The sequence below is a fragment of the Sporosarcina sp. P3 genome (assembly GCF_002743415.1).
In the GTDB taxonomy this organism is placed as follows: Bacteria; Bacillota; Bacilli; order Bacillales_A; family Planococcaceae; genus Sporosarcina; species Sporosarcina ureae_A.
In genome coordinates this window covers 158,661-184,505 of sequence record NZ_PDZE01000004.1, presented here as the reverse complement: position 1 = coordinate 184,505, position 25,845 = coordinate 158,661, and the positions used below count along the sequence as shown (strand labels likewise).

At 41.7% G+C, this 25,845-nt stretch carries 18 protein-coding genes; 11 read left to right on the top strand and 7 right to left on the bottom strand.

The window, feature by feature from the left end; genetic code table 11:
• Window positions 1–46 precede the first annotated feature (46 nt).
• The 3 genes from leuC to CSV61_RS07035 all read left to right on the top strand — a co-directional run bounded on the left by leuC (window position 47) and on the right by CSV61_RS07035 (window position 4,595).
• Complete coding sequence (gene leuC / locus CSV61_RS07045; RefSeq protein WP_083035140.1) at window positions 47–1,459, top strand: 3-isopropylmalate dehydratase large subunit; 1,413 nt, start codon at window positions 47–49, stop codon at window positions 1,457–1,459.
• 13 nt (window positions 1,460–1,472) lie between these two features.
• Window positions 1,473–2,057: a 3-isopropylmalate dehydratase small subunit gene (leuD, locus tag CSV61_RS07040; RefSeq protein WP_083035141.1), complete on the top strand. Its 585-nt coding sequence runs from the start codon at window positions 1,473–1,475 to the stop codon at window positions 2,055–2,057.
• 210 nt (window positions 2,058–2,267) lie between these two features.
• The gene (locus tag CSV61_RS07035; RefSeq protein WP_233193538.1) at window positions 2,268–4,595 is read left to right on the top strand and encodes an S-layer homology domain-containing protein; all 2,328 of its coding nucleotides are present in this window, start codon (window positions 2,268–2,270) and stop codon (window positions 4,593–4,595) included.
• A gap of 1,077 nt (window positions 4,596–5,672) precedes the next feature.
• Here CSV61_RS07035 and CSV61_RS07030 read toward each other — a convergent pair.
• Window positions 5,673–7,697 carry an S-layer homology domain-containing protein gene (locus tag CSV61_RS07030; protein WP_099638624.1) on the bottom strand — a complete coding sequence of 675 codons (2,025 nt, stop codon included), beginning with the start codon at window positions 7,695–7,697 and terminating at the stop codon, window positions 5,673–5,675.
• Between the two features lie 309 nt (window positions 7,698–8,006).
• On the opposite strand from CSV61_RS07030, the gene CSV61_RS07025 reads away from it, so the two are divergent.
• A complete protein-coding gene (locus CSV61_RS07025) occupies window positions 8,007–9,476 on the top strand; it encodes an O-antigen ligase family protein (protein ID WP_099638623.1) in 1,470 nt (489 codons plus the stop codon).
• A 47-nt stretch (window positions 9,477–9,523) separates the two neighbouring features.
• Here the strand turns inward: CSV61_RS07025 and CSV61_RS16560 are convergent, their stop codons facing one another.
• Together CSV61_RS16560 and CSV61_RS16555 are read right to left on the bottom strand one after the other, a co-directional pair.
• Window positions 9,524–9,772, bottom strand: a complete 249-nt coding sequence (locus CSV61_RS16560; RefSeq protein WP_143561065.1) for a hypothetical protein — start codon at window positions 9,770–9,772, stop codon at window positions 9,524–9,526.
• Window positions 9,738–9,923, bottom strand: a complete 186-nt coding sequence (locus tag CSV61_RS16555) for a hypothetical protein (protein WP_143561064.1) — start codon at window positions 9,921–9,923, stop codon at window positions 9,738–9,740. The genes CSV61_RS16560 and CSV61_RS16555 overlap by 35 nt, the downstream gene beginning before the upstream one ends.
• 195 nt (window positions 9,924–10,118) lie before the next feature.
• On the opposite strand from CSV61_RS16555, the gene CSV61_RS07020 reads away from it, so the two are divergent.
• Window positions 10,119–12,395, top strand: a complete 2,277-nt coding sequence (locus CSV61_RS07020; RefSeq protein WP_143561063.1) for an S-layer homology domain-containing protein — start codon at window positions 10,119–10,121, stop codon at window positions 12,393–12,395.
• A gap of 122 nt (window positions 12,396–12,517) precedes the next feature.
• Window positions 12,518–13,657, top strand: coding sequence for a polysaccharide pyruvyl transferase family protein (locus CSV61_RS07015; RefSeq protein ID WP_099638621.1), 1,140 nt, complete (start codon window positions 12,518–12,520; stop codon window positions 13,655–13,657).
• Window positions 13,658–13,712: 55 nt separating this feature from the next.
• Here the strand turns inward: CSV61_RS07015 and CSV61_RS07010 are convergent, their stop codons facing one another.
• Entirely contained in the window at window positions 13,713–14,387 is a 675-nt protein-coding gene (locus tag CSV61_RS07010) for a LytTR family DNA-binding domain-containing protein (RefSeq protein WP_233193537.1), read from the bottom strand.
• A 201-nt stretch (window positions 14,388–14,588) separates the two neighbouring features.
• On the opposite strand from CSV61_RS07010, the gene aceA reads away from it, so the two are divergent.
• Complete coding sequence (aceA, locus tag CSV61_RS07005; protein ID WP_083035146.1) at window positions 14,589–15,869, top strand: isocitrate lyase; 1,281 nt, start codon at window positions 14,589–14,591, stop codon at window positions 15,867–15,869.
• Between the two features lie 236 nt (window positions 15,870–16,105).
• Window positions 16,106–17,275: a pyridoxal-phosphate-dependent aminotransferase family protein gene (locus CSV61_RS07000; RefSeq protein ID WP_099638620.1), complete on the top strand. Its 1,170-nt coding sequence runs from the start codon at window positions 16,106–16,108 to the stop codon at window positions 17,273–17,275.
• Window positions 17,276–17,673: 398 nt separating this feature from the next.
• On the opposite strand, the gene CSV61_RS06995 is transcribed toward CSV61_RS07000, so the two are convergent.
• Entirely contained in the window at window positions 17,674–19,347 is a 1,674-nt protein-coding gene (locus CSV61_RS06995; protein WP_158233791.1) for an N-acetylmuramoyl-L-alanine amidase, read from the bottom strand.
• Between the two features lie 213 nt (window positions 19,348–19,560).
• Window positions 19,561–20,472, bottom strand: a complete 912-nt coding sequence (locus tag CSV61_RS06990) for a C40 family peptidase (RefSeq protein ID WP_099638618.1) — start codon at window positions 20,470–20,472, stop codon at window positions 19,561–19,563.
• 292 nt (window positions 20,473–20,764) lie between these two features.
• On the opposite strand from CSV61_RS06990, the gene CSV61_RS06985 reads away from it, so the two are divergent.
• Together CSV61_RS06985 and murJ are read left to right on the top strand one after the other, a co-directional pair.
• Window positions 20,765–21,862, top strand: a complete 1,098-nt coding sequence (locus CSV61_RS06985) for a glycosyltransferase (RefSeq protein WP_099638617.1) — start codon at window positions 20,765–20,767, stop codon at window positions 21,860–21,862.
• Window positions 21,859–23,142, top strand: a complete 1,284-nt coding sequence (gene murJ / locus CSV61_RS06980; protein ID WP_099638616.1) for a murein biosynthesis integral membrane protein MurJ — start codon at window positions 21,859–21,861, stop codon at window positions 23,140–23,142. The genes CSV61_RS06985 and murJ overlap by 4 nt, the downstream gene beginning before the upstream one ends.
• 143 nt (window positions 23,143–23,285) lie before the next feature.
• Here the strand turns inward: murJ and CSV61_RS06975 are convergent, their stop codons facing one another.
• The gene (locus tag CSV61_RS06975) at window positions 23,286–24,878 is read right to left on the bottom strand and encodes a SulP family inorganic anion transporter (RefSeq protein WP_099638615.1); all 1,593 of its coding nucleotides are present in this window, start codon (window positions 24,876–24,878) and stop codon (window positions 23,286–23,288) included.
• Window positions 24,879–25,080: 202 nt separating this feature from the next.
• On the opposite strand from CSV61_RS06975, the gene CSV61_RS06970 reads away from it, so the two are divergent.
• On the top strand, window positions 25,081–25,818 hold the full coding sequence (locus CSV61_RS06970) for an SDR family NAD(P)-dependent oxidoreductase (RefSeq protein WP_099638614.1): 738 nt from the start codon (window positions 25,081–25,083) through the stop codon (window positions 25,816–25,818).
• Window positions 25,819–25,845: the final 27 nt, after the last annotated feature.

Here is a 25,845-nt window from a genome sequence, read left to right as displayed (position 1 = left end):
ATTATATGCCGAACGTAGAGGCATAGGCTGGGAAGGGGAAACAATTATGGCTAAGACAATTATTGAGAAAATATGGGATGAGCATATTGTATACGAAGAAAAAGGAAAGCCTGATCTATTGTACATTGATCTTCATTTAATTCATGAAGTAACATCACCACAGGCATTTGAAGGATTACGTCTGGCGAACCGTAAAGTGCGTCGTCCAGATCTATGCTTTGCAACTATGGATCATAATGTCCCGACAAAAAACTTACCGGTAATCAATGACCCGATTGCCAAAAAACAAATTACTACGCTTGAAAAAAATTGTAAAGAGTTTGGCGTTCAATTGGCAGATATGCAACATCCGGACCAGGGAATTGTACATATTATTGGTCCTGAGCTAGGGTTGACACAACCAGGTAAGACCATTGTTTGTGGAGACAGCCATACATCAACACACGGTGCTTTCGGAGCGATTGCGTTCGGTATCGGCACAAGTGAGGTAGAGCATGTATTATCTACACAAACATTGTGGCAAGGTAAACCGAAAACGATGGAAATCCGCGTGACAGGTAAAATAGGCTTTGGTGTAACGGCTAAAGATATCATTCTTGCGATTATTTCGAAGTTTGGAATTGGCGTCGGTACTGGACATATCGTTGAGTATACAGGAGAAGCAATTCGCGGACTCACAATGGAAGAACGTATGACAATTTGTAATATGTCCATTGAAGCGGGAGCAAAAGCAGGATTAATTGGTCCAGACGAAACTACAATCAATTATTTACGTGGACGTCGTTACGCACCACAAGGCGAAGAATTTGAGGCGGCAGCAGAGCGTTGGCTCGCACTGAATACGGACGAAGGTGCAACATATGATCAAGTGCTTGAAATTCATGCAGATGAAATCGAACCATTCGTAACGTGGGGAACGAACCCGTCTATGGGATCGGGAATTTCGTCTACTATTCCTACAGCTGCAGATTATGTATCCGAAACGGACAAGTCCGCACTTCGTTCCGCTATGGAATATATGGGACTTGAAGAAGGAATGGCATTAACAGATATTGAAATTCAACACGCATTTATCGGTTCGTGTACCAATGCGCGTCTTAGCGATTTGGAAGCAGCAGCGAATGTCGTAAAAGGTAAACACGTACATCCGACTGTGACTGCAATTGTCGTACCGGGTTCACGTACTGTAAAAAAACAAGCGGAAGATATCGGTCTTGATAAAATCTTTACAGATGCAGGTTTTGAGTGGAGAGAGTCGGGCTGTAGTATGTGTTTAGCTATGAATGATGATGTAGTTCCAGCGGGCGAGCGCTGTGCTTCTACATCCAATCGGAATTTTGAAGGACGCCAAGGTGCAGGCTCACGCACACATCTAGTCAGCCCATCCATGGCTGCAGCGGCTGCTATAGCGGGACATTTTGTAGATGTTCGAAAAATCGAAGCAGCTGTGCAAATTTGAGGAGGGTATTCAGATGGAACCGATTAATAAAATAGAGAGTGTACTCACTCCATTAGATAAAAATAACGTAGACACAGACCAAATTATTTCTAAAGAGTTCCTGAAACGAATTGAGCGTACTGGATTCGGAAAATATTTATTCTATCATTGGCGTTTTAATGCAGATGGTACGAAAAACGAAGAGTTCGTGCTGAATGATCCTCGTTTTGACGGTTCAACTATTTTGGTTGCACATGAAAACTTCGGTTGTGGATCTTCTCGTGAACACGCACCGTGGGCAATTTTAGACTACGGATTCCGTGTAGTCATTGCTCCAAGCTTTGCAGATATTTTCTACAGCAACTGCTTCAAGAATGGAATTTTGCCAATTACACTATCAGTCGCAGAAATTGATGAATTTCTACGAAAAGGCAAAGAAGCTCCATACACATTAACAGTGAGTCTTGAAGACCAAACTGTAGCTGGCGAAGACGGTTCGGTGTACGACTTCGATATCGATCCATATTATAAAAAGATGTTATTGAATGGCTGGGATGAAATTTCCCTGACATTCCAATATGAAGATAAGATTTCAGAGTACGAACAAAAGCATGCATAATTCAAAACAGTTCATCGCTTACTTAGCATGAACTGTTTTTTATGTATGAAAAGTAAAGTGTATTAATTTGAAACTATTTCTGTTATTCTGCGTCTGTACGGTACGGTTATGGAGAGTTGGAAGATGGTCTGAGAACAGATCATAGCTAGATACTATGGAAACTTCTACCTTTACAATGATAGTCCAAATGAAAAGTTAGGTATGCTATAATTGTCGAAGGAAACTACATACTATAACCAAGAAATTCAAAGACTGGGGTTGATTTTAAAGATGTTCAGCGCATCAAAGAAAAGTACATACGCTATTTTCAATTCATTGCTGATTGCGGTGTTAGTATACTTGATTGCCTTGCCAATCCAGGCGAAAGCAGAAACTGTGAACCAACGTTTCTCCGATGTCAGCAATGAATATTGGGCAAAAGATGAAGTAACACAGCTGGTGGAGGAGGGAATCATAAACGGTTATCAAGATTTACAATACCGTCCAGGCATCAGCATTAAACGTGGGCAGGCGGCCAACTTGCTAACTGCCGCATTGCAATTACCTGAAGCTCCCTATCAGCCAATATTCAAGGATGTCAGCGCAAAATCTTCCCACTTACGCGGTGCGATGTCCACGTATCAAGAAGGGATATTTAGAGGGAAGCCCGATGGCAACTTCGGTGTTAGTGATGAATTAACACGCGAACAAATGGCCAGTGTGTTAGTACATGCATTTAAATTAAAAGACACGGGTGAAGAAGTCCACTTTACTGATGAGAAAAGCATTAGTGAATCTCACAGGTATGGCGTAAAAGTACTGATGCAGCACGGTATTACTACTGGTAAAGAGGACGGATCTTTTGCTCCGAAACTATCCGTTAACCGTGGTTCGTTCGCTGTATTTCTACATAGAGCAATGATTCAAGCAGGACTGCTCGAAAAAAAGCAACCGGTTGTTTTCAATAAAACGCAAACGATGGGGAAATTTGAACCCATTCGCTTTAATCAATTTCTTACAGAAGTACCCTTGACACAAGAAGGGAAGACGTACTTGCGATCCAACCATTACATGTCTTTATCAGCTAAGCGAGTAAAAGCGCATGGGCATGCAACAGATCATATTTATGTCTACGGTGTGAGTGAAAGAAAAGGTACAAGAATTACTGTAACAAAACGCGAATTGCCAAATGGTGATTACTTTACATTCGTAGAGTTAAGAAATCCTGATCGTCTACCGATTCGTGTCGACTTGGTACGGATCGATGGAAATATTAAAACGAATACATTGGAGCGTTTTGACAAATTCCCAATGAAAAAAGATGTGGATGATACATTTGGATTCGATATTGCGACTTCGCCAGTGGGGGTTCTGGAAACAGTTTCTCAACAAGGTACTGGACAGCAAATGATTTCAAAAACATATCGTTCACGTGAGCTTGAGTTAAAGTATCGTAATGGTGCAGTCAGCCGAACACGAGAACTACAAGATGAGAAAGAAACTTATAGCAATATTCTAATGGGAGATAACCGCGTATCGGTATATGAGCTGAATTCTAGAGGATACGATGTGGTCGATCAATGGTATCTTGCGTCGAATAAGAAGTTATTCTCGTCACAGGAAAGATTGGATTCATGGCTTCGGGAATCCATTACCAACTATAAAAAGCGTAATAAATGGTATACAGCTGAAGGTCCATATAACAAGATGGCGACAACTATTGAACCAATGCCTGCTTCAGGTCGAGGATATGGTCGTAATTTACTTTTAGTAAAAGAAGACCGTGTCATGCTGTTATACAACCAGACGAAAGAACGCTATTATGAAGATATTTTGCATAACTCCTTTACAAATTTAGAAGTCTTCAGAGGTAGTAAACCTTACTGGGAAACTGAAGTGACGAGTACGTATTTGACGAATTTATATAACTTTACTGCACCATTCGTTGATACACGCTTCAATGAACAGATTGCTTTATTCCTTTATAATGGAGGAAAGGCATTCAATCATAAAGATTACAATGAAGGTTTGCGTAACTATGCGAACTTGCTTGTACAGCAACATAGAAAAGGGAATGTAAACTTCTTGTCTCCGACTGCATATTATATCCCGGATTACTTCCCGGCAAAATCGCAGGTGAAGACCCATACGTCAATGAACCATTTACTTGGCGGCATGAACATTCTCCTACTCGCATTCCAGGAGTTCAATGACCCGGTTTACTTGGAAAATGCTAGTGCTATTGAAAAAGCGATTCGCTTCGAAGAGAAGAAGTGGACTCGTTCAAATGGTGACATTTGGTACAAACGCGCTCCAAATGGTCAGTTTTCGGGAACAGATTATGTTCATCTGACATTGGAAGACTTAATTCACTCTTATGAAAAGTGGTCACAAATCGATCAGTCGAAAGCTAAAGTATTCGAGCGTATGATTAAGTCAAAGGCTGGTTATTTGAACAGTACGAAAAAAGGATATACGACCAAGATCAAAGAAGGTCTGAAACGAATCAACATGTCTAACTTATTGCCAGCAGGTAAAGAGTATACGGACGCGTTATAATGATCAAGACACCATCTCCGCTCGTTTAGGAGATGGTGTTTTGTTGTTTTGTTGAGAAATTAAAGGGGAGGGCAAGTTCTAGGCGGATCCGGGGTTATCTTTTCTGCGGCTTGATTGATTGATTGATTGATTGAGCGGTTACTATTGGACATTGAGCGCTTGCCGAGGTTCATAGAGCGTTTAATTAGTTAGATAGAGCGGTTGCGAGGGAATATAGAGCACTTCTAAAGGGATTATGAGCGGATATCGTGTGACTATGAGCGTTTCCTATAAAGAAATGCCACTCAGTTGATTGACGTTCCAGGCAGATCAGGGGTTATCTATCTGAGGATTGATTGAGCGGTTACTATCGGACATTGAGCGGTTACTATCGGACATTGAGCGGTTACTATCGGACATTGAGCGCTTGCCGAGGTTCATAGAGCGTTTAATTAGTTAGATAGAGCGGTTGCGAGGAAGTATAGAGCACTTCTAGAAGTATTATGAGCGGATATTGTGGGACTATGAGCGCTTCCTCTAAAGAAATGCCACTCAGTTGATTGACGTTCCAGGCAGATCAGGGGTTATCTTTCTGAGGCTTGATTGATTAATTGAGCGGTTACTATCGGACATTGAGCGCTTGCCGAGGTTCATAGAGCGTTTAATTAGTTTGATAGAGCGGTTGCGAGGGAATATAGAGCACTTGTAAAGGGGTTATGAGCGGATGTCGTGTGACTATGAGCGCTTCCTCTAAAGAAATGCCACTCAGTTGATTGACGTTCTAGGCAGATCAGGGGTTATCTATCTGAGGATTGATTGAGCGGTTACTATCGGACATTGAGCGCTTGCCGAGGTTCATAGAGCGTTTAATTAGTTAGATAGAGCGGTTGCGAGGAAGTATAGAGCACTTCTAGAGGGATTATGAGCGGATATCGTGAAACTATGAGCGCTGCCCCTTAAAGAAAATGACACTTAGTTGATTGGAAATTAAAAGCAGCGACTGCCGATCGATCAACATAGTTTCCTCTTCTAGATGAACTCTTCAAACTAAAAAACCACCACTCCAAAGCTACTGGAGATGGTGGTTTCATTGTCTATTTAATTGACGAGCGTGACGAGATCAGAACGGATCCAGCCATATGGTTCGTTGATTTGTGTCGTTCCTGGATTGATATCCATACGCACTTTGTACCAAACAAAACCATCTGCGCCTGTTGTACGATCTGTAACAATTAGCGGATAGCCGAATGCTGCTAGATTACCTGGATGTTTCGGTTTGTAGGAGAATAGAATATTATTCCTATTCACCGCTTCTGGGCTTGTCCGGATATTCACTGCCGTATTGCCTGTATATGAAATAACAGCTAGTTGCGCTTGGTTCGCATCTTTATTCCCGAGGAACTGATCGATACGCCACATATGGCCGGCGATCTTGCTTCCCCAGAATGGGTCGGATGCATATTTCATATTGAAACCGACAGCTTTATTTCCTGGAGCTGCACCATTGGCATACGCACCGAGTGGGTTCGCATAGTTTAAGTTAATGTAGCGAGTGATGAATGCGTCGACACTTCTCGTAGGATTACCATAGACTTCACCCTTCTCTGGTGAAGAGTCGAATACGCGAATACCGAATATGTTGTTTTTCTGTTGAGCATTGCCGCTCATTCCGTAATCACTCTCATGTATAGCTGTTGCTAGGATGAACATCGCATTCACGTTATGCTTTTTCTCCATTTGTTTCACATACGTACCCAGTCCGATTAATTTTGACTTGGAAGTAGCATTTTTATAGCGAGCAATGCCTGTTTTTTGTCTTGCTTGTAGTGCGTTGGAAATAAAACGATCCAGTTCCTGTCCCGTGTACGTAGAAGGTTGGCGCACGGATTGGAATTGGAAGTACGGATAAAACGTAATTGTAGTCGAACCGTTTAATTCCTTAAAGTGAACCCCGTCGTTACTAGTATAAGTCTGTCCTTTTTTCATTGCAGGAGAAGCAGGACCTACTGTATATTCTGCGTAACTACCTTTGTATTGTTTCGTTTTGGCATCGTATGTACGATAATAGGGTTGATGAACTAGTAAGCCATCATTTGTTACTTTATATTGGCTCGCGCCTTTAGATAACAGGGAAGGGACCAGGTCGATTTCTGCGTGTTTCGCATAATAAGTATAGCCACCTACGTCTACAACAACGCGTTCTGGACTACTGCCTACATAGTCCAATTCATACCCTTTTTGAACATATGTTACTTCGTTTTTTAATGCAGGATCGCTATACAGTGACGTATACTGCTTAGGGTTTTCTGAAGCAAATGCCTGACCTGATTTCATTTTGATAATTTTATTATTAACGGAAATCGTCTGAACAATGGAAGAGGCATTATATGCTGCCAATGCATCTTCAAACGTAATGTATGATTCGTCTGTTACATTCAGCTGACTGTTGGAAATCGAGCTGACTTTATGCACTTTAGGATTGTCCGTACCGCCTACATTCGTAGGAGGACGCGTATTCCCTTTTCCGTCAGCAACTGCAAACATACGGAATAAAAATGCAGAAGCATGAGCGATTGTTGCGTTACTTGTCGGTTTAAAATAGCCTTGATCTCCACGTATGATATTCAATGAAGAAGCCGCTGAAACAGCCGGTATGAAGTTCGGTGAGATTTTCTTGCTATCCTTAAACTGGACGGTCGTTGAATTGACAGGGATATTCAGGAAACGGAATGCTTTAAATATCATACCCGCCATTTGCTGTCGAGTAATCTGCTGATTTGCCTTGAATGAACCATCAGGATATCCTGCTAAAATTCCAGCACCTGCAGCGTTTTGGATTTCGATTGTGCGGGAATGATTTGTTGTTAAATCCTTAAAAGTATATCTTGTCGAAGCAGGTAATTCGAGTGATCGTGCCAAATACGAAGCAAATTCACCTCGTGTTACTGCACGATTCGGATAGACATTCCCTTTTGCATCCTTTTGGATCACCCCTTTATCGACCCAAAATGTCAGTTCTTGTTGCATTTGATGACTAGTGAAATCATTCGCACTCGCCACCGGTGTGAAGATAGGAGAAGCAACTAAAAGCAAAAGTGTCAGTAATGTAATCAAACGTTTCAAATGAAAACCTCCTATATAAATCTCCTACTATTGTAGCAGAAAGGACTAGTATTGGTAAGCACCTTTTGATATATTAATAGACTACCATTATAATAAATCCCTATATAATGAATAATACATATAGACCGATAGGGTGAAATTGCATACTAATTATGTAAAATATTGATCAAAGTTGAAATGCTACATAGGGCAATAAACGACAATCTACAATTATTCAAAAAGATGCAACGAATGGTTTCCCTATTCCGTCCTAGATAGTGATATAATGCAACAAGGAACTAGCAAGTGTAGAAAGGGTTTTATAGACTAATGAATATATGGAAACAACGATTAGAAAAACAATCTACAAGTACCATACTGGTTGCAGTAGCTGTGATGCTCATTGCATTATTGCTACCATCAAAAATAGCTTTGCTTGGAACGACCTTATTTTTTGTCCTATTTTCTATTATGAAACCGCAGCAAAGTATTCTATTTCTGGTAATCTACGTTAATATCCGACCATTTTTGCTCGAAGTGAATAGTGGAATGAAGTTAATAGGAGATTTAATTATTTTTGTCGTATTTGCATGGACGTTGTTCCATTACCGACATAATCTTCGTTCTTTATTTACATTTAAATGGTTTGAATGGTCTTACTTTGCCTTTATTTTATTTGGCTCGATCGTAGGAATCCTAAACCATGTCACGCCAACGTCTATCATATTCCAAATACGTACATTTATAATTATGTATTTGCTTTACTACATCATTTCGAGAATGACGTTGACTAACAAATGGCTACAACAACTTGCGTGGGCGACGGTATGGGTGAACGTTGTCATGTCGCTTCATGGCTTGGTGGAAAAATTATCATTGCGTCAGTGGCTGTTGCCTGAAGAATGGAAGTATAAAGTTTTATCTGCAACAAATGCTGTGCGTATTTACGGACTTGCTGGTAATCCAAACTCTTTGGCATTATCCTTATTTTTTGGGATTATCGGGATCATTTATTTGCAACATGCGTACCAGCAGAATAAATACAAATGGACATTCCGTGTATTGCTCGTATTATTCTTTGGTATACTAGTACTTACGTATTCAAGAGGAACGTGGATTTCAGCAGTAGTGTTCGGTATTGTTTTCATACTCATGACAAAAAAATGGTATCTTCTGAAACGGCTAGTGATTGCAGGTGTCGCTTCGATTATCCTAATTTATTATCCCGTTAACTTGGCTGTACAATATATACAAGAGTTAGGCGTAGAAGTAGAGCAGAAGCCTGACGGGGCTGGAAGTATTGGGGGACGATTCGGCGAAACATTCGATGAGAAAAACTTAGCTCTCATGACGGAAAGCGGACGATTCTTCTATATTAGTAAGGGGTTTGAGATCTTCGGTGATCATCCTATAACGGGTACAGGATTCGGTTCATTTGGAGGTTCAGCTACATTATCGTACGGGTCACCGATTTATGATCACTACGGTATCAGTTCGGATATTTATGGCGGGAAGTACTTCTATTCAGATAATCAATATATTCAAGTCATCGCAGAAACCGGTGTGATCGGAGTATTGATTTTCGCACTTTTCCTGTTAAGCATGCTACGGCTCTTCTGGAAATCACGTCATACGAACTTCGGCGTGTTTATGATTGCCCTATGGTTTTCAACTGGCGTTTCCGGAATGTATTATAATATCTGGGAACTCAAGATGTACACATTGTTTTACTTTATCTTGCTTGGCGCATTTGTGGCGTTTAGTAAGCCGCGAGACACATCGAAGCCTACGAATGGTTAATCCATTCGTAGGTTTTTTTGGCTTGCTTGCTCATTACTTTGTGTGAGTTAATCATAGAAGTGGCTTGTCCGCTCATAGTTCTTTTGTATCCGCTCAATGTTTTCTGGGATTCGCTCAATGTTAGTTGGAATTCGCTCATAGTGGCTCTGTATCCGCTCAATGTCGCGTGGTATCCGCTCAAACTGCCACCGCAGCCGCTCAATGTTGCTTGGTATCCGCTCAAACCGCCCCCGCAGCCGCTCAATATCGCTTGGTACCCGCTCATAGCAACTCAATGTCGCTTGGTATCCGCTCATACCACCTCAGCAACCGCTCAATACCGCCTGCAATCCGCTCAAACCGCCATCCCACCCGCTCAATACCACCCGCAATCCGCTCATAACAACACCCCAACCGCTCATAACCACCCACCATCCACGCAATTAAACCACCATAAATCCAACCCATCACTTCAACAAAACCAAATATCTATCTAAAACTTCAAATATCTTCTAATCTCTACTTTTTTCGTTCAAACGGTACATGAAACTATAGGGCTTATTTGATAGACTAGAGATTGATAAAGAGTAGAAAAGGTGGAGTTGTGTTATCGAACAAAATACTTTGCTGTCCCGTACAAAACGGAAAATAGCCGTTACCGTTATGTCGGCAGCTATGCTTATTTCATTGCCATTGTCAGCGGCAGCGAGCACAAAAGTTGTTTCCAGTTACCCCGTGTCTTCAGGAGTTACTTATTCTCACTATACATATTCAGCAAGTAGTCATATCAATCATATAGGCGTTGATCTCAGTGATCCATTCACGAAACTGAAAATGGGGCTTCCTGCGCCTATTTCGAAAACAGCCCCTACATTGACTTTGGCAAACCGCGATTCAAAGGAGGGCCATCGCGTTGTCGGTGCAGTCAATACTTCATTTTTCGATATGAAGACAGGAATGCCGATGTATCTATTATCTGAAGGCAATGAAATCGTTAATGGCGGTGTAATTTCGAGTGCGAACTCCTATTATGTTAGCCATCCAATTGCGTTTGGTGTGACAAGTAACGGTTTGGCTGAAATTGATTATTTTAACTTAGGAATTGAAGTCGAAGTCCATGGCAAGGTGTTTCAAATGACAGGTCTGAACCGTGAACGTCAGGCGGATGAGACGATCATCTTCACACCGCAACATGTGAAAAACACGACGGGTTCCAATGAATACGGTATTGAGCTAGTTGTTGAAACGAATGCGCCAATTACATCGACACATTACGGACAGCAAGTTCAAGGTAAAGTGGTCAACGTACGTGGTTATGGAGATAAACAAGCAGTCACGATACCGAAGAATGGTTTTGTTGTATCTATTCATGGAAAAAAAGGATTGGAACGGTTCAAATCAGTAGCTATTGGAGATTCACTTTCGTTGAATCTATCCATCGATGATAAATGGAAAGACTCTGAATTCATGATGGCGAGTGGTCCGATGCTAGTTAAAGATGGACAACGTCATATTACAATGGATACGAATAACTGGCGCGCGACAGCAAAGACGGCCAGAACGGCTATTGCGATTAGTAAAGATAAAAAGCAAGTGCATATGGTGACGGTTGATTCAAGAGCTGGATACAGTAATGGGATGACATTGACCCAATTTGCAAATTATCTTGTATCACAAGGATATGATCGCGCGTTGAATTTTGACGGTGGCGGGTCCACTACGATGGGTATTCGGAAATATGGTAGTAACCAAGTAGTTTTGGCTAATCGTACATCCAATTCTACACAACGAAATATTTCAGCTATTCTCGAAGCGGTAAGTACAGCTCCAACTGGACAACCTGCGTACGTGAGTGTTTCTCGTTCTCAAATAGGAGAAATGTTGGTCGGTGCAACTGCCGATCTGAAAATTAATCATGTATTGGATGCGCATTATAATCCGATTGTGCCGAACGCCTCTCAATTGAAAACCACATCTACAAAAGGAACGGTTGAAGGAACAGGTTTGACATACAAAGCGCTTCAGGCAGGAGAAGATCGCATTAGCGTCAACTACGGATTTGCTGAACAATCATTCCCGGTCACGGTCATTGATCAGCCTGCAAGACTCGACGTGAAATCTTCTGCAACAAGCGTTAAACCAGGGGAGAAGATTACATTTACAGCTACCCCGGCTGATGCTTCCGGGAATCCAATCATCTATCAACCGCACCAATTAGTATGGAGCGTTACAAATGATATTGGTTCCATTACTTCTTCTGGAACGTTTACAGCAACGAAAGCAGGAACAGGACAAGTGCAAGCCACTCTCGGCAAGAAAGTGATTTCGGTACCAATTGAAGTGAAATCCACAAATGCCCCAACTCAACCAGTAGAGCCGGGACCTGTGCCACCTATTGTAGACAATCCGAGTAAAGAATTGTTTAACGATGTACCGTTGTCTTATGCCTACGCGACGGAAATCTATTTCTTACGTGATCGAGGTATCATTAATGGCGACACAGACGGGGCATTCAATCCGGGTGACACGTTATCAAGAGAACACGCAGCGTTAATTTTAAGCCGAGCTTTCAATTTACCACCGGCAGAAGAAGCGCATAGAGAGTTCAGTGATGTTCCGAAAACGCATCGCTATTACACTGAAATCAGTGCGATCGCTAATGCGGGTATTGTAGGCGGTTATTCTGACGGGACGTTTAACCCGACAGGCCAATTGACTCGTTCGCAGATGGCCATGATTTTAGTCAAAGCGTATAGTTTAGAAGGAGAGTCTGCAAAGAAATTTATAGACGTCTCACCGCAACATGGTGCGTACAAGCAAATTCATATTTTAGCACACCACGGAATTACCACGGGGAATGAAAAAGGCGAGTTCATGCCAGGCAAGCCAGTCAACCGTGCTCAATTTAGTGCATTCCTATATAGAAGTATAGCGAAGTAAGTATAGAAGCCTTCCACTCCTTGGCGTGTCCTCGGGGTGGAAGGCTTATCTGTCTTTTGAATACACTATAAAAGGCCACTCTGCTATACTTATAGCAAATGAACTGTAGAGGATGGTATAAATTGAAAATAGGAATAGTAGGGAACTATGGAAACGACAATAACGGCGATGAAGCCATTTTATTGAGTCTTATTTCGCAAGTTACATCGACTTTCAATGTCCCAAGTGACGTCATTACGGTATTCAGCAATAATCCGAAGCAAACTGCGAAACGCTATCAAGTGATGAGTGCGCCTTTGTACTATAAAAAGGGTAACGCAGTGAAAACGTTCGGTGCCACCTATCTTCAAAATAAAAAAATCGTGAAAACATTTGACTTGCTTATTATAGGCGGTGGCGGGATATTAATGGATCTTTACAAACGTGAAGCACCATTATATGGATCGTACGCCATGATGGCTAAAAATTCTGGCGTTCCTTATGTCATTTATGGCTGTGGAGCAGGCCCCCTCAGTAGCGAGTTAGGCAAATGGTTCATCCGGTATATGGGGAAACATGCTGAAAGTATTTCAGTGAGAGATCCTGAATCAGCTGAATTATTACAGTCAGTAGGCGTACAAAAATCTGTAGAAGTGATAGGGGATCCCGCATTTTCATTAAAACGCGAACGCAAAACGACAGCTGATCGTCCGTTAAAAATCGGTATTACAGCTGTACCTTATTATCATGCAGGGTACTGGCCGGAGAGTAAAGAAGAAATCTATCAACAGTATATAGAAGGAATGGCGAGAAATTTAGACGAGCTAGCGGCTAAACAGCCTGTCGAAATTACTTTCTTCGCTACCAAGTTCCCGCAAGACGCTGATGTTACGAAAGATATTCAAGCCTTAATGAAGCAAGCTCCCAAAACAACAGTGATTGATCGTAATTTATTACCAGTAGATTTACTGCAAATTTCTGCTGAACAAGACATAGTAATTGGTACACGACTACACTCGCTGATCCTGGCAACATGTACTGCAACACCTGTTATTGCTGTTTGTTATCACCACAAAGTGACAGACTTCATGAAGCTAGCCGATCTATCGGAAGTAGCTATTCCAATTGGCGAAATGCATAAGTCGGACGACCACTTCACCAAAGCTTATGATGTACTGGCAGCAGACTGGAAAGAGACGTGTGCAAAAACTGAAAACCTTTCCACTTCATTATATGAAGAAGCCATGAAAGGGACCCAACAATTTACCAATGCAATTAAATAAAACAAATCAACAACTGAAGACCGATCCTGAATCAGGAACGGTCTTCAGTTTTTTATTAGAATCCTAGAAGTGCTCGCACTTCATTTAAATACGTCTGACTAACTGGCAATTCGGTACCGTCTATTAATGTAATTACCAGGTTCGAAGAGAAGTCACGAGCAATTTTTTCAATATAGTTCATATTAATAATATACGAGCGATGAATTCGTAAGAAATGTCTCGGCAAACGAAGATGTAAATCCTTCAATGTAAAACTAATATTATAATGATCGCCCGCTGTGTAAAACCACGTTTTCTTATGTAAACTTTCTATATAACTGACTTGGTCTAATGGAATCGGAAACCACTCGTCATCTTTCTTCCCTGTTAGGAACTGTAACTGATCTTTTTTGAGTACGTGGAAGTTAGGCGGGAGGATAATGATTAACGCGCCGCTTTCGCCTTGTACATTAATAGGATAGCCCATGCCGAAGTACGATGTACCATAGAGAGAGTTGTCCATGACGACTTCCACTTTACGCTGGTCTTTAATCGTCACTTCCGCAATACTGCCGGTCTGGACATGCTGACCTTCTCGCAAATGAATATCATGCATACCCGGAACGTAATAGATATAGTGATCGGAAACTGCAATAGCTATAGAAGCGTCTTTTGGAACCCAGTCTTCTAATATAGAAGCGTATTGATTCAGAATTTTCTTTGGAATATCGGTATTTTCCATAATCTTCATAAAATCCCCTTTTTATATAATTAACTTCCAATGTATGCCCTTTCATCCATTCTACCATTCTTTCATCCTCTAAAAAAGCCTTTTTGTCGAAATGAACTGACAATTCTGAAGTGCTGTTATATAGTAATACATAACGAAGATAGCTGTTATGAAACAGATTGTAACAGTTAGCCGTTGAAAAATTGGGAAGGTGTGAAGATAATGTCAACAAGACAAGAACAAATTGCACAATTGGAGAAAAGCTGGGCCGAGGATAGTCGTTGGAAAGGGATCAAACGTAACTACACTGCAGAAGACGTAGTTAAACTTAGAGGTTCACTTCTAATTCAAAATACACTAGCTGAAAAGGGTGCTGCTCGCCTTTGGGAATCTCTTCATGAAGAAGATTTCATTAATGCACTAGGTGCACTAACGGGTAACCAAGCAGTACAGCAAGTTAAAGCTGGTCTACAAGCTATCTATCTAAGCGGATGGCAAGTTGCTGCTGATGCAAACCTTGCAGGACAAATGTATCCTGACCAAAGTTTATATCCAGCAAACTCTGTACCTGCAGTTGTTAAGCGCATCAACCAAGCACTTCAACGTGCTGACCAGATCGACCATGCAGAAGGCCGTGAAGACGGATTTGATTGGTTCGCTCCAATCGTGGCTGATATGGAAGCTGGTTTCGGTGGTCCATTGAACGTATTCGAATTAATGAAAGGCATGATCGAAGCTGGAGCTGCTGGTGTTCACTTGGAAGACCAATTAGCATCTGAAAAGAAATGTGGACACTTGGGTGGTAAAGTACTTCTACCAACTCAAAATGCAGTTCGCAACCTGACAGCTGCACGTCTAGCTGCTGACGTACTAGGTGTAGATACAGTTATCATCGCTCGTACTGACGCTGACGCTGCTGACATGGTAACTAGCGATATCGATCCAATCGATGCTCCATTCATCACTGGAGAGCGCACGAACGAAGGATTCTTCAAAACTACACCAGGTATCAAACAAGCAATCGCACGTGGACTTGCTTACGCTGAATACGCTGACCTAGTATGGTGTGAAACTTCTCACCCATCACTTGAAGAAGCTCAAGAATTCGCTGACGCAATTCACGCGAAATTCCCTGAAAAAATGCTTGCTTATAACTGTTCACCATCATTTAACTGGAAAGCGAATCTTGATCAAGAAACAATCGCGAAGTACCAGATTGAACTAGGTAAGATGGGCTACAAGTTCCAGTTCGTAACACTTGCTGGTTTCCACTCACTAAACCACAGCATGTTCGAATTGGCACATGGTTACAAAACTCGCGGAATGGCTGCTTATTCAGAGCTTCAGCAAGCTGAGTTTGAAAACGAAGCAAAAGGATATACTGCTACTCGTCACCAACGTGAAGTTGGAACAGGTTACTTCGATGAAGTGACACAGGTAATCTCTGAAGGTCAATCTTCAACAACGGCTATGTCTGGTTCAACTGAAACGGCACAGTTCTAATAGTATAACCGCTTGACCGAATGGTACTTTTGGGAGAAAGTTTCGTTCGCTTCAACAAAGGGGTATTCATATGATAACGGGTCACAGCATCTTTTATTAGATGAAGTGATATGAAAAGAAATGTGCAGGGAATTGGATAAAAAATATCCAATTCCCTGCTTTTTATTTTATTTGAAAGATTTAGATAATTTATATAGTATTAGAGATGTGTACACAGGAAGAGGAGGAATTATACGATGAGAAATAAAGAAATGCTGCTAATCCCTGGACCCACACCAGTAGTGGATTCTATTTATGATGCGATGGCGAGTGAGACATGGTCACATACGGATCCGCGTTTTGTCCAAATCTATAAACATACTATCGATCAGACGAGAAAGATCTTTAATACAGATGGTGAAGTATTTGTAGTCGCTGGATCGGGAACAATCGGAATGGAAATGGCGATTGTGAATACGATTGCAGAAGGCGAAAAGCTTCTCGTCGTCAGTCAAGGATACTTCGGAGACCGCTTCATTAAACTGGGACAAGCATTCGGTATTCAAGTAGATGTATTGCAATCTGAATGGGGTAAGCAAGTATCACCTGAAGAAATAGACAAGAAATTGTCTGAAGGGAACTATAAAGCAGTCACTGTGACCCACGCAGATACTTCGACGGGCGTACGAATTGATTTGGAAGCTGTTGTACCTATCATTAAGAAGCACGGTGCTCTGGTTATCGTCGACGGTGTTTGTGCAACTACTGCGATGGATGAGGATATGAGCAAAGAATACGGGGGAGCAGGTAACACGGTCGATATCGTTTTGACCGGCTCACAGAAAGCTATTGGTGTTCCACCAGGTATTGCGCTTGTAGCATTCAATCAGACAGCTCTGGATGCGCGTGCGGCTATGGAACGTGTGCAAGCTTACTATTGTGATATTTATAATTGGATTCCGATCATGCATGATCCTTCCAAGTATTTTGCAACACCTGCAGTAAATTTAGTGTACGCGCTAGAAGAAGGGCTTCGTATCGTATTGGAAGAAGGACTAGACGCTCGTATTCAACGCCATAAAGCATTCGGCCGTGCTGTACGACAAAGTTTAGCAGTCTATGGTATGAAAGCGATCGCGTCAGAAGAAATGGCCGCTCCGACGTTAAGTTGTATTTTATATCCTGAAGGTATTGACGATGGGAAGTTCCGTGCGGCAATGGCAGAAAAGGGCACGGTTCTATCGGGCTCACTCGCTCATTTAGCAGGCAAAGCGTTCCGTATCGGACATATGGGAAATACTACAGCGGACATGTTAGAAAAGGCAGTGATGCAAATTGGTGAAACATTGAACGAGATGGGTCATCCAGTAGATATTGCTAAGGCACAAAACGTCTTTGCGACAGAAATTAATCAGCTGACTGTATAATATAATAATCTGTTATGAGAGGCTTGCTTCTTGTAACGGATTTTTTCCTTTTAGTGAGTAAAATTCGAAGTAAGAGAGCGTGTAGGGCAGTTCATGTAGTTGTTTTAATAGATTTAATGATGAACTTCTTCCTATTAGAGAACCACAACCTACATAACTACTACTCAGTAGCGCAAGCACGTGGGGATAGGCTGTAGCCAATCCCCACGTGCTTGCGCGGGTCTAGAAAGCAGACACTCAGTGATTTCAGTACCCAACAACCAGTCGAGCAACGACCCCAATCTCCCAGTTTGCAAGCCCGCTTAAAATCACAACCAAAATTCATTACCCCTTTCACTCAACCGTGTTAAAACAATAAAAAACCTCCTAGAGAACATATCTAGGAGGGAAGGATGACCTTATTGCTTGCTATAATACTGATACAGGCCTGTATAGATCGCATCAGCATAAATATTCAAATACTTCTCGCTTGTCAACTTCGCATAATCTTGTGAATTTGTAATAAAGCCTAACTCCACAAGAACAGCAGCTACGTTATTATTCTTAATGACATAAAATCCTTTATTCTTCACGCCACGATCAGACATATTGGCCTTTTGCACAATATTACGCTGAATGAAAGAAGCTAAGTCGCGGCTTTCTGTTGCGTTTACGTTAGAAGAAGAATCATAGAAAACTTCTGCTCCTTTTGCAGCAAAACCTGCTGCGTTGACGTGAATTGAAACGAATGTTTCTGCATAATTCTTCTTAGCGAAATCTGTACGTGCTTGTAGTGAATAATACGTATCGTTAGAACGTGTCATGATCACTTTAGCACCCGCATTTTTTAACTTCGCTTCTACTTTCTTAGAAACCTTCAATGTGATGTTTTTTTCAGACTGGCCATTCTTACCTGCGCCTGGGTCGTGTCCGCCATGTCCAGCGTCAACAACGATGATCCGGTTTTTCAATGGATTACCTGTTTGATTCAATAATTTCAAATACGTTTTGTGCACATAACCTGTTGTACTGCCCGTACGAATCTTCGCCCAGTATCCAGAGATGGATAGGACTTCAACTTTCTGACCCGCTTGAAGTTTACCGACAGTAGGGGCACTAGAGTTGCCGGCAGAACGCATGTTTAAATTATTTACCGTTACTTTACCCATTGTTTTAGCAACAGGGGTCGGTTTTGGTGTAGTGACAGGTGGTGGTGTTGGTGCTGGAGTACTCGGTTTCACGTCATTTATATTAGGCGTCGTAAAATATTCATGAATATATCCTTCTACACCATTGATCTTGACTTTTAGCCAGACACCTGTTTTGCCTGTTACTTCTACTAATGTACCGTTAGGCAACACATGAATGATAGCCGAGGACTCAGAAGGTGCGCTACGTACGTTCAATGGATCCGTATCGTCACCTGTTGCGACACGTACGTACTCTACACTGGATTGCTGGTCTGGTGTTTTAACTGTTAATGCAAACTGCTTGTCCATTGCGCGTGCAACAAATAAAGCGAATTGTTTACGTGTTAACTTGTTATTCGGTAAGAATTTCTTGTTGTCACCTTGTGTAATACCTGCATAATACAAGCCATTGATACGATCAGCATATTTATGACTTTGTACGTCATTCATGCCCAAAGGCTTTTGGCTCGTTACTTTTTCGGATAAGTTAAATGCTACGGACATTGCGTAAGCCATTTCATCCCGTTTAATTTCTTCGTTCGGTTTGAAGTTGTTTGCGTCCGTGTTAGGGAAGTATCCTTTTTGAAGAGCAATGTTAGCAAACTTGTATTGTTCGCTAGTCGGCTTCAAACCGTTAATTTGCATATTTTTTAACTGTGTATCTTGCGTGCCAGTTGCAATAACTAGCATCTTGGCAACATGTGAACGTCGTAAGTTATCTTGAGGATTGAATTTAGGAGTTTGATTGATGATTCCTTTTTCAGCTATGTAATGAACTTCTTTAAAATATTCACTGTTGGCGGGGACGTCGGAAAACTTAAAGCTTGCAAATGACTGGAGAGGTGCGAGAGCTAAGATCGTTAGCAGCAACAGTCCGACTGTTGCCCATTTAAATTGTTTCATGAGATCCTCCTTAAAAATATGATTTGTTACTAGACTCATAGGTTCATTTTACCAGTTATGAAATCTAATTACTAGATATTTTTGTCATGGTTCGTAAAATAGCAATGTTCCTTTCTGATTCTTCATTACTACTTTAGGAAGGGTGATACGGAAGGGGGATAGAGCTGAATATAAAAAAGCCGAATGCTCTAATTTGAACATTCGGTAGGGTCATCAATTGTTGATACGATCGATGAATTTATTTAGTTGGCCAACGGATACTTTGTCTGTCAAACCATATGTACCGTCTAGGTAGCCAGTTGTAATTTCATGATAGAATAAGATGTTGATATACTCTGTTGCCCAGTGACCAGCAGGAACATCGGAGAAATTCGCGATGGCAGAACCTCTTAATTCAAATGCACTTACTAAGATTTTTGCCATTTGGGCGCGAGTTAATTCTTTATCTGGATTAAAGTTACCTGCATCGCCAGAGAAGATGTTCGCTTCAGCGACTGCGGAAATTGCTTCGTAGTGAGGGTTTGATTCATCTACGTCTTTAAATGCAATGTTAACTGTTGTCATATCAAGCTCTAACTTTTCTGCTAATACCTGTGCTATTTCACCGCGTGTTGCATAGACGATTTCTTTAACAGGAGCAGCTGCCGCCACCTTTTTCTCTTCCTTTGCTACGTTATCAGTGAAGTTCGCTACGCGACGTGCACCGATATAACGGCTCTTCCAGTAGTATGGATCATCCAATGATGATACCATGACACCTTTGCTCACAGAAGCATGGATGAAGTTATTAGATCCTATATAGATGCCAACGTGTGATACGCCGCGACCTGATGTATTGAAGAATACTAAATCTCCAACTTCTAGATTGCTTTTAGAAATAGAAGTACCGACTCCGATTTGTTGACCAGTCGTTCTTGGAATAGAAAGACCTTCTTTATTGAATACGTATTGTGTAAATCCTGAACAATCAAATGCTGTAGGGGTTGTCCCACCTAAGCGGTAAGGCGTTCCCATATACTTTTTCGCTGTGTTGACTAATGAAGTTGGTGAGTTTGCGGAAGCAAATTCTGGTGCGAATGAAAAGAATAGTAGACTTGCCATGACCAGAGTTAATAGACGTTTCATGCTGTTCTCAAATTCCCCTTTCGCACAATCACTGTTGTGCTTTGTAATCTAGGAATATATTAGCACGGATAAACATAGAAATTGTTACATTTACATTACAAGAGAATTACACCCTGACACATGAGTGAAATGTTAGTATAAATTACTAGTTGAATTTAGATTAATTGGATCAGGTGGAATAGTCAGTTAATTATTATTGCGACTTTATATCCGCGTGGTATGTGGTATAATCATTCAACGTATAAAAAAGCGTAGTAGTTTATGACAGTACGTAATAAAGGATGAGTTATGAGTGCCTAAAGTAGTAGTGTTTAGTAATATGTATCCTTCCACTGAGCATCCCACCTATGGAATATTTGTGAAAAATCAAGTGGAACAAGTAAAAAATGAAGGTGTAAACGTTAAAGTCATCGCCATACATGATCCCGGCAAAGGAAAGATCGGAAAAATAACCAAATATTTATCATGGGGAATGCAATCCCTTCTATATGTCTTACAGCATAAAAAGAACATCAGCATCACACATGCACATTATGCATTTCCAACTGGACTAGTATCGTTGCTTGCAAAGAAAGTATGGAAGATCCCGTACGTTGTCACTGTGCATGGTGGAGATCTAGACAAAATGGCGAAGAAGAGTCCACGAATCACACAACTCACTCAACGTATTTTACAAGAATCTTCAGTGGTAATTACAGTTGGGGAGAAGTTGCGAAATGATGTCATCGAAGACTATGGTATACCCCCTAGTAAGGTAGAGGTTATGAGTATGGGAGTCGATACGGAGGTTTTCAAACCAATGGGCCAGGAAGAAGTCCGGCTTTTATTGGACGTGCCTTTAAATGAACGTGTAGTACTCTTTGTAGGAAACGTGATTGAAGCAAAAGGCGTCATGGAATTGACGGATGCATTTGAACAATTACAACAGACGCATGATGATCTTCTTCTATATATAGTAGGTTCACAAAAGGATCAGCGTTTTGTGGCAGACGTGAAGGAGAAAGTCGCGAACAATACGGGCATTCTCTTTAAAGAACCTGTCAGCCAGACTGAATTGGCGAAATGGATGTCAGCAGCGGATATTCTCGTTCTTCCTTCTTATCATGAAGGTTTTGGTTTAGTAGCACTCGAAGCGCTTGCATCAGGAGCCAAAGTCGTAGCGACGAATGTTGGAGGTCTTCCTTATTTATTGAAAGACGATGTGGGAACCTTAGTTGAACCACGTAATGCGCAAGCTTTAGCTGCTGGACTCGAAACAGCACTTGCTAGTGAAGTGACGAGGGAGCAACATGAAGTGACGCAACAAGTGATTCAGCAACATTCTTCTACAGTAATCGTCAACAGGTTGAACGATATTTATGAACAGAATGGAAAGGGATCTTCCAAATGAGTAAATTATTCAAGATCATCGGTGCTGTCGCGATCATTAATATTGTAGCCAGATTGTTTGGCTTCGGGCGTGAAGTTGTGATTGGCATACAATACGGTACCTCGACAGTAGCGGATGCCATCGCGACTGCATATACGATACCGAACTTTATTTATCTAGTGCTTGGCGGCGCGTTGACGACTGCCTTTATATCGATCTACCATTCTTCAAATATGGATCGACCATTATTTGTGCGCAAAGCATTCACGACAGTTGTCATAACCGCAACACTCGTGACAGTAGTCATCATCGTATTGACGAATCCGATTTTACATCTATTCTTTAAAGAACTAAGTGATGAAGACTACACATTAGTAAGAAATCTCTTCCTCTGGATGATGCCTTCTTCTATCGTTTTAGTCATGTCGACATGGATGAGCGGATTATTGAATATCCATGACCGCTTTCAGTTATCGAGTCTTGCCATCTTGCTGTATAACGTAGCATTTGTTGGAGTGGGGGTTGCGCTGACGAAATGGCTTGGACCTGAATCATACGGCGTCGGTGCGATGGTCAGTGCGATCCTAATGGGACTCTTCCTATATTGGGGGATTAGACGTGCAGATCTCTCTTCATTAAAACCTTCATTCGGCATGCCGACGGATATTAAGAGGATGTGGTGGCTGGCACTTCCGATTTTATTCGGTGGCGCATCTTTGCAGTTCTACTTCGTTATTCACCGTATTGCAGCCGGGGGATTAGGAGAAGGGGCAATATCTTCTATTAACTACGCATCTAAACTAACTGGCTTTCCACAAGCGATCTTGATGACAGCTGTAACGACGGTAATTTATCCAATGCTCGCGAAGAAAGAAGGCGAAGGGGATACGAATACGGTCAAAGCGCTCTACAAGAAAGGTATGCTCTATATGGTCGCGTTACTATTGCCTGCGACAGTGTTTTGCTACTTCTTAGCTGAACCGCTAGTCCGTTTAGTATTCGGTTATGGAAATTTCGATGAAAAATCCATTATGCTGACGGTGCCGGTGTTCAAAATATTTGCTCTGTCGATGTTCTTCCTAGCAGCGAATACATATGTCACTCGTTTTTATTATGCAAAAGGTAATTCAATCACACCGATCATCTTTAGTTTAATTAGCGTGTTTGGAATTAATATTGGTATTATTTTTGCGTTTGTTGATCAGCTGGGTGCGCAAGCTATTGCGTACGGTACAGTGATCAGTGCTGCGGTGAACTTCCTTTTACTTGCGGGGTATGCTCGGTTTAAATGGAAGTTATGAAGATAGTAAAAAGCTTCCACTCAGTTTATAGCTGAGTGGAAGCTTTTTTGTGGTTTCAAGTGACAGCGCGGGTGCAGAAAGCAGACACTCAGTGACTTCAGTACCCAACAATCAGTCGAGCAACGACCCAATCACCCCAACACTCACAACATAAAGAAATTATCCTCACCGATCTTGTCATACAAGCCACTACGTTTAAACAAACTCACTTTCTCAGGAGGCACTTTTTTAAAGATCAGTCGCTTGTTTTGGCGACCTGCTTCGTCGAGCATCGCAGAGAGAGCCGCTTCGCCTGTTGCGTCGATGGCTGTTAAATTTTTCATGTCTAAAATGATCATTTTCTGTTCAAGATTTAATAGCTCGGGATATCGATCTTCAAAATATTTCGCTGTACCGAAGAACAGCGGCCCCGAGATTTTGAACTTAACCAGTTCGGATTCATTTTCTGGATCCAACTTGAACTTCTCCACGTCGGTTAATTTACTCTTTTTAATAGTTAAAGAGCCACTCATTTTACGTAAGAACGACAGGGCGGCGAGTAAGATTCCGACTTCGACTGCGATCGTTAGATTCACGAATATCGTCAACAAGAAAGTTGTCAGTAACACAAGCGAATCGCCTGAGTGTAATGAAGCGATCTGAGCGAAGGCTTTACGTGAACTCATATTCCATGCAACGAACATTAAAATCGGCGCCATTGCGGCTAATGGTATATAAGAAGCGTAAGGTGCGAATAGTAATAAGAACGCCAATACAAATAAACTTTGTACGACACCGGAAATTGGACTGACCGCGCCTGAACCAATATTTGTGGCGGTACGGGCGATAGCGCCTGTTGCTGGAATTCCACCGAATAACGGTGTCACAATATTGGCGACACCTTGACCGAACAACTCTTTCTTGGAATCGTGTTTCGGTACTTTAGTTTTCATTCCATCGGCAACGACTGCGGAAAGCAGGGACTCGATTGCACCGAGTGCGGCAATGATTAAGGCAGGTTGCCATAAGTTTACCAGTTTGGCGAGTGTAATCTCGGGAAAGTGAAAACTAGGAAGATGTTGCGGAATGCCGCCGTATGCTGTACCGATCGTTTCCACTTTACCTGGGAAAAACAAGATCGAGCAAATAGTAGGAACTAGCAGTGCAATAAGTAACACCGGAACCTTTGGAGCAATCCTCGGTAAGAGGAAGATAACGAATAAACCAATTACGGCAGTCAAGATACTAAATGTATTGACGGTATGAAAATGACGAGCGATTTCTATCATGCTTTCATGGAAAAATTCTTTTTTCTCCACTCCCGTCAATCCAAAAAAGTTTTGGAATTGTCCAGTGAATATAATGACGGCTATTCCCGCGGTGAATCCTATCGTTACCGATCGCGGGACGAAATGAATGAGATTACTGACACCGAGAAAGCTCATGATGACGAGAAGAATACCAGCGAGAAATCCAGCGATTAGAAGGTCTTCATACCCGTATTGCAACACAATAGCTAATAATATGGGAATGAATGCGCCAGTAGGACCCGCGATTTGGTAGCGTGAGCCACCTAGCAAAGCGACTAAAAGACCTGCGATGATCGTTGTGTACAGTCCGTATTCGGGTTTCACGCCAGAAGCAATTGCAAAAGCCATCCCAAGCGGAATGGCTACAATTCCAACAGTAATCCCTGCAATTAAATCCTGCCGGAAGCCCGCTGCATTATAATGAAGATAACGTTGATCTTTGAACATAATTGTTCACTTCTTCCATTTGTAGAGTATATATACATCTCTTATTATACCGTATGCATAGGGTCTATACAAGGTATGTATAAAATGAAGGGTGTAGAAACGTCCCATATAGGCTACAGATTTTGCCAAACAGAATAATAGCATCGAATATAGTTTAGTGTTAAAGTATATAACAGTAATAACAATAAAGGAGAGATATACTATGAGCAGATTACAAGATAAAGTAGCATTTATTACAGGTGGAGCATCAGGTATGGGCGAGATGATGGTAAAGCAATTCACGGCAGAAGGCGCAAAAGTAATTGCGGCGGATATCAATACAGCAGCACTTGAAGAAAAGTGGGGCGGGCAAGACAATATCTTCACGATCAAATTGAATGTAACAGAAGATGCAGAGTGGGAAGACGCAATGAAAAAAGCTGTCGATCACTTTGGCAAAATTGATATTCTGGTAAATAATGCAGGAATCTCAACAGAAAAAACGGTGGATCAAATCACCATTGAAGATTGGCGTAGACTTTCAGACATCAATAGCTTCGGTACATTCCTAGGTATGAAGCATGTTTCTAAATATATGAAAGAAGCGAAAAAAGGAGCAATCGTCAATATTTCTTCTTATACTGCTTTAATCGGCATGGGCTTAAATCCGTACTCTGCTTCTAAAGGTGCGGTACGTGCGATCTCAAAAGCGGCAGCGGCAGAATATGGACAAGCTGGTATCCGTGTGAACACAGTATTCCCAGGAGTAATCCAGACACCCATGGTTGCAAATCTGGAAGAGTCAAAAGCTCAACTTGATATGTTGATTAAAATGACTCCACTACAACGTTTAGGTCAGCCAGAAGATGTAGGAAATGCTGTACTATTCCTCGCATCGGATGAAGCGGCTTATATTACTGGCGCAGAGCTTGTCATTGACGGCGGATATTCCGCACGATAATCAATACACTAAATAAAACGGGTTGTC

Bases quoted from the DNA above. Each gene is read 5' to 3' on its own strand.
- leuC (WP_083035140.1), top strand. From the start codon at position 47: ATGGCTAAGACAATTATTGAGAAAATATGGGATGAGCATATTGTATAC.
- leuD (WP_083035141.1), top strand. From the start codon at position 1,473: ATGGAACCGATTAATAAAATAGAGAGTGTACTCACTCCATTAGATAAA.
- CSV61_RS07025 (WP_099638623.1), top strand. From the start codon at position 8,007: ATGAATATATGGAAACAACGATTAGAAAAACAATCTACAAGTACCATA.
- CSV61_RS16560 (WP_143561065.1), bottom strand. From the start codon at position 9,772: ATGAGCGGATACCAAGCGACATTGAGTTGCTATGAGCGGGTACCAAGC.
- CSV61_RS16555 (WP_143561064.1), bottom strand. From the start codon at position 9,923: ATGGGTTGGATTTATGGTGGTTTAATTGCGTGGATGGTGGGTGGTTAT.
- CSV61_RS07020 (WP_143561063.1), top strand. From the start codon at position 10,119: ATGTCGGCAGCTATGCTTATTTCATTGCCATTGTCAGCGGCAGCGAGC.
- CSV61_RS07010 (WP_233193537.1), bottom strand. From the start codon at position 14,387: ATGAAGATTATGGAAAATACCGATATTCCAAAGAAAATTCTGAATCAA.
- aceA (WP_083035146.1), top strand. From the start codon at position 14,589: ATGTCAACAAGACAAGAACAAATTGCACAATTGGAGAAAAGCTGGGCC.
- CSV61_RS07000 (WP_099638620.1), top strand. From the start codon at position 16,106: ATGAGAAATAAAGAAATGCTGCTAATCCCTGGACCCACACCAGTAGTG.
- CSV61_RS06995 (WP_158233791.1), bottom strand. From the start codon at position 19,347: ATGAAACAATTTAAATGGGCAACAGTCGGACTGTTGCTGCTAACGATC.
- CSV61_RS06990 (WP_099638618.1), bottom strand. From the start codon at position 20,472: ATGAAACGTCTATTAACTCTGGTCATGGCAAGTCTACTATTCTTTTCA.
- murJ (WP_099638616.1), top strand. From the start codon at position 21,859: ATGAGTAAATTATTCAAGATCATCGGTGCTGTCGCGATCATTAATATT.
- CSV61_RS06975 (WP_099638615.1), bottom strand. From the start codon at position 24,878: ATGTTCAAAGATCAACGTTATCTTCATTATAATGCAGCGGGCTTCCGG.
- CSV61_RS06970 (WP_099638614.1), top strand. From the start codon at position 25,081: ATGAGCAGATTACAAGATAAAGTAGCATTTATTACAGGTGGAGCATCA.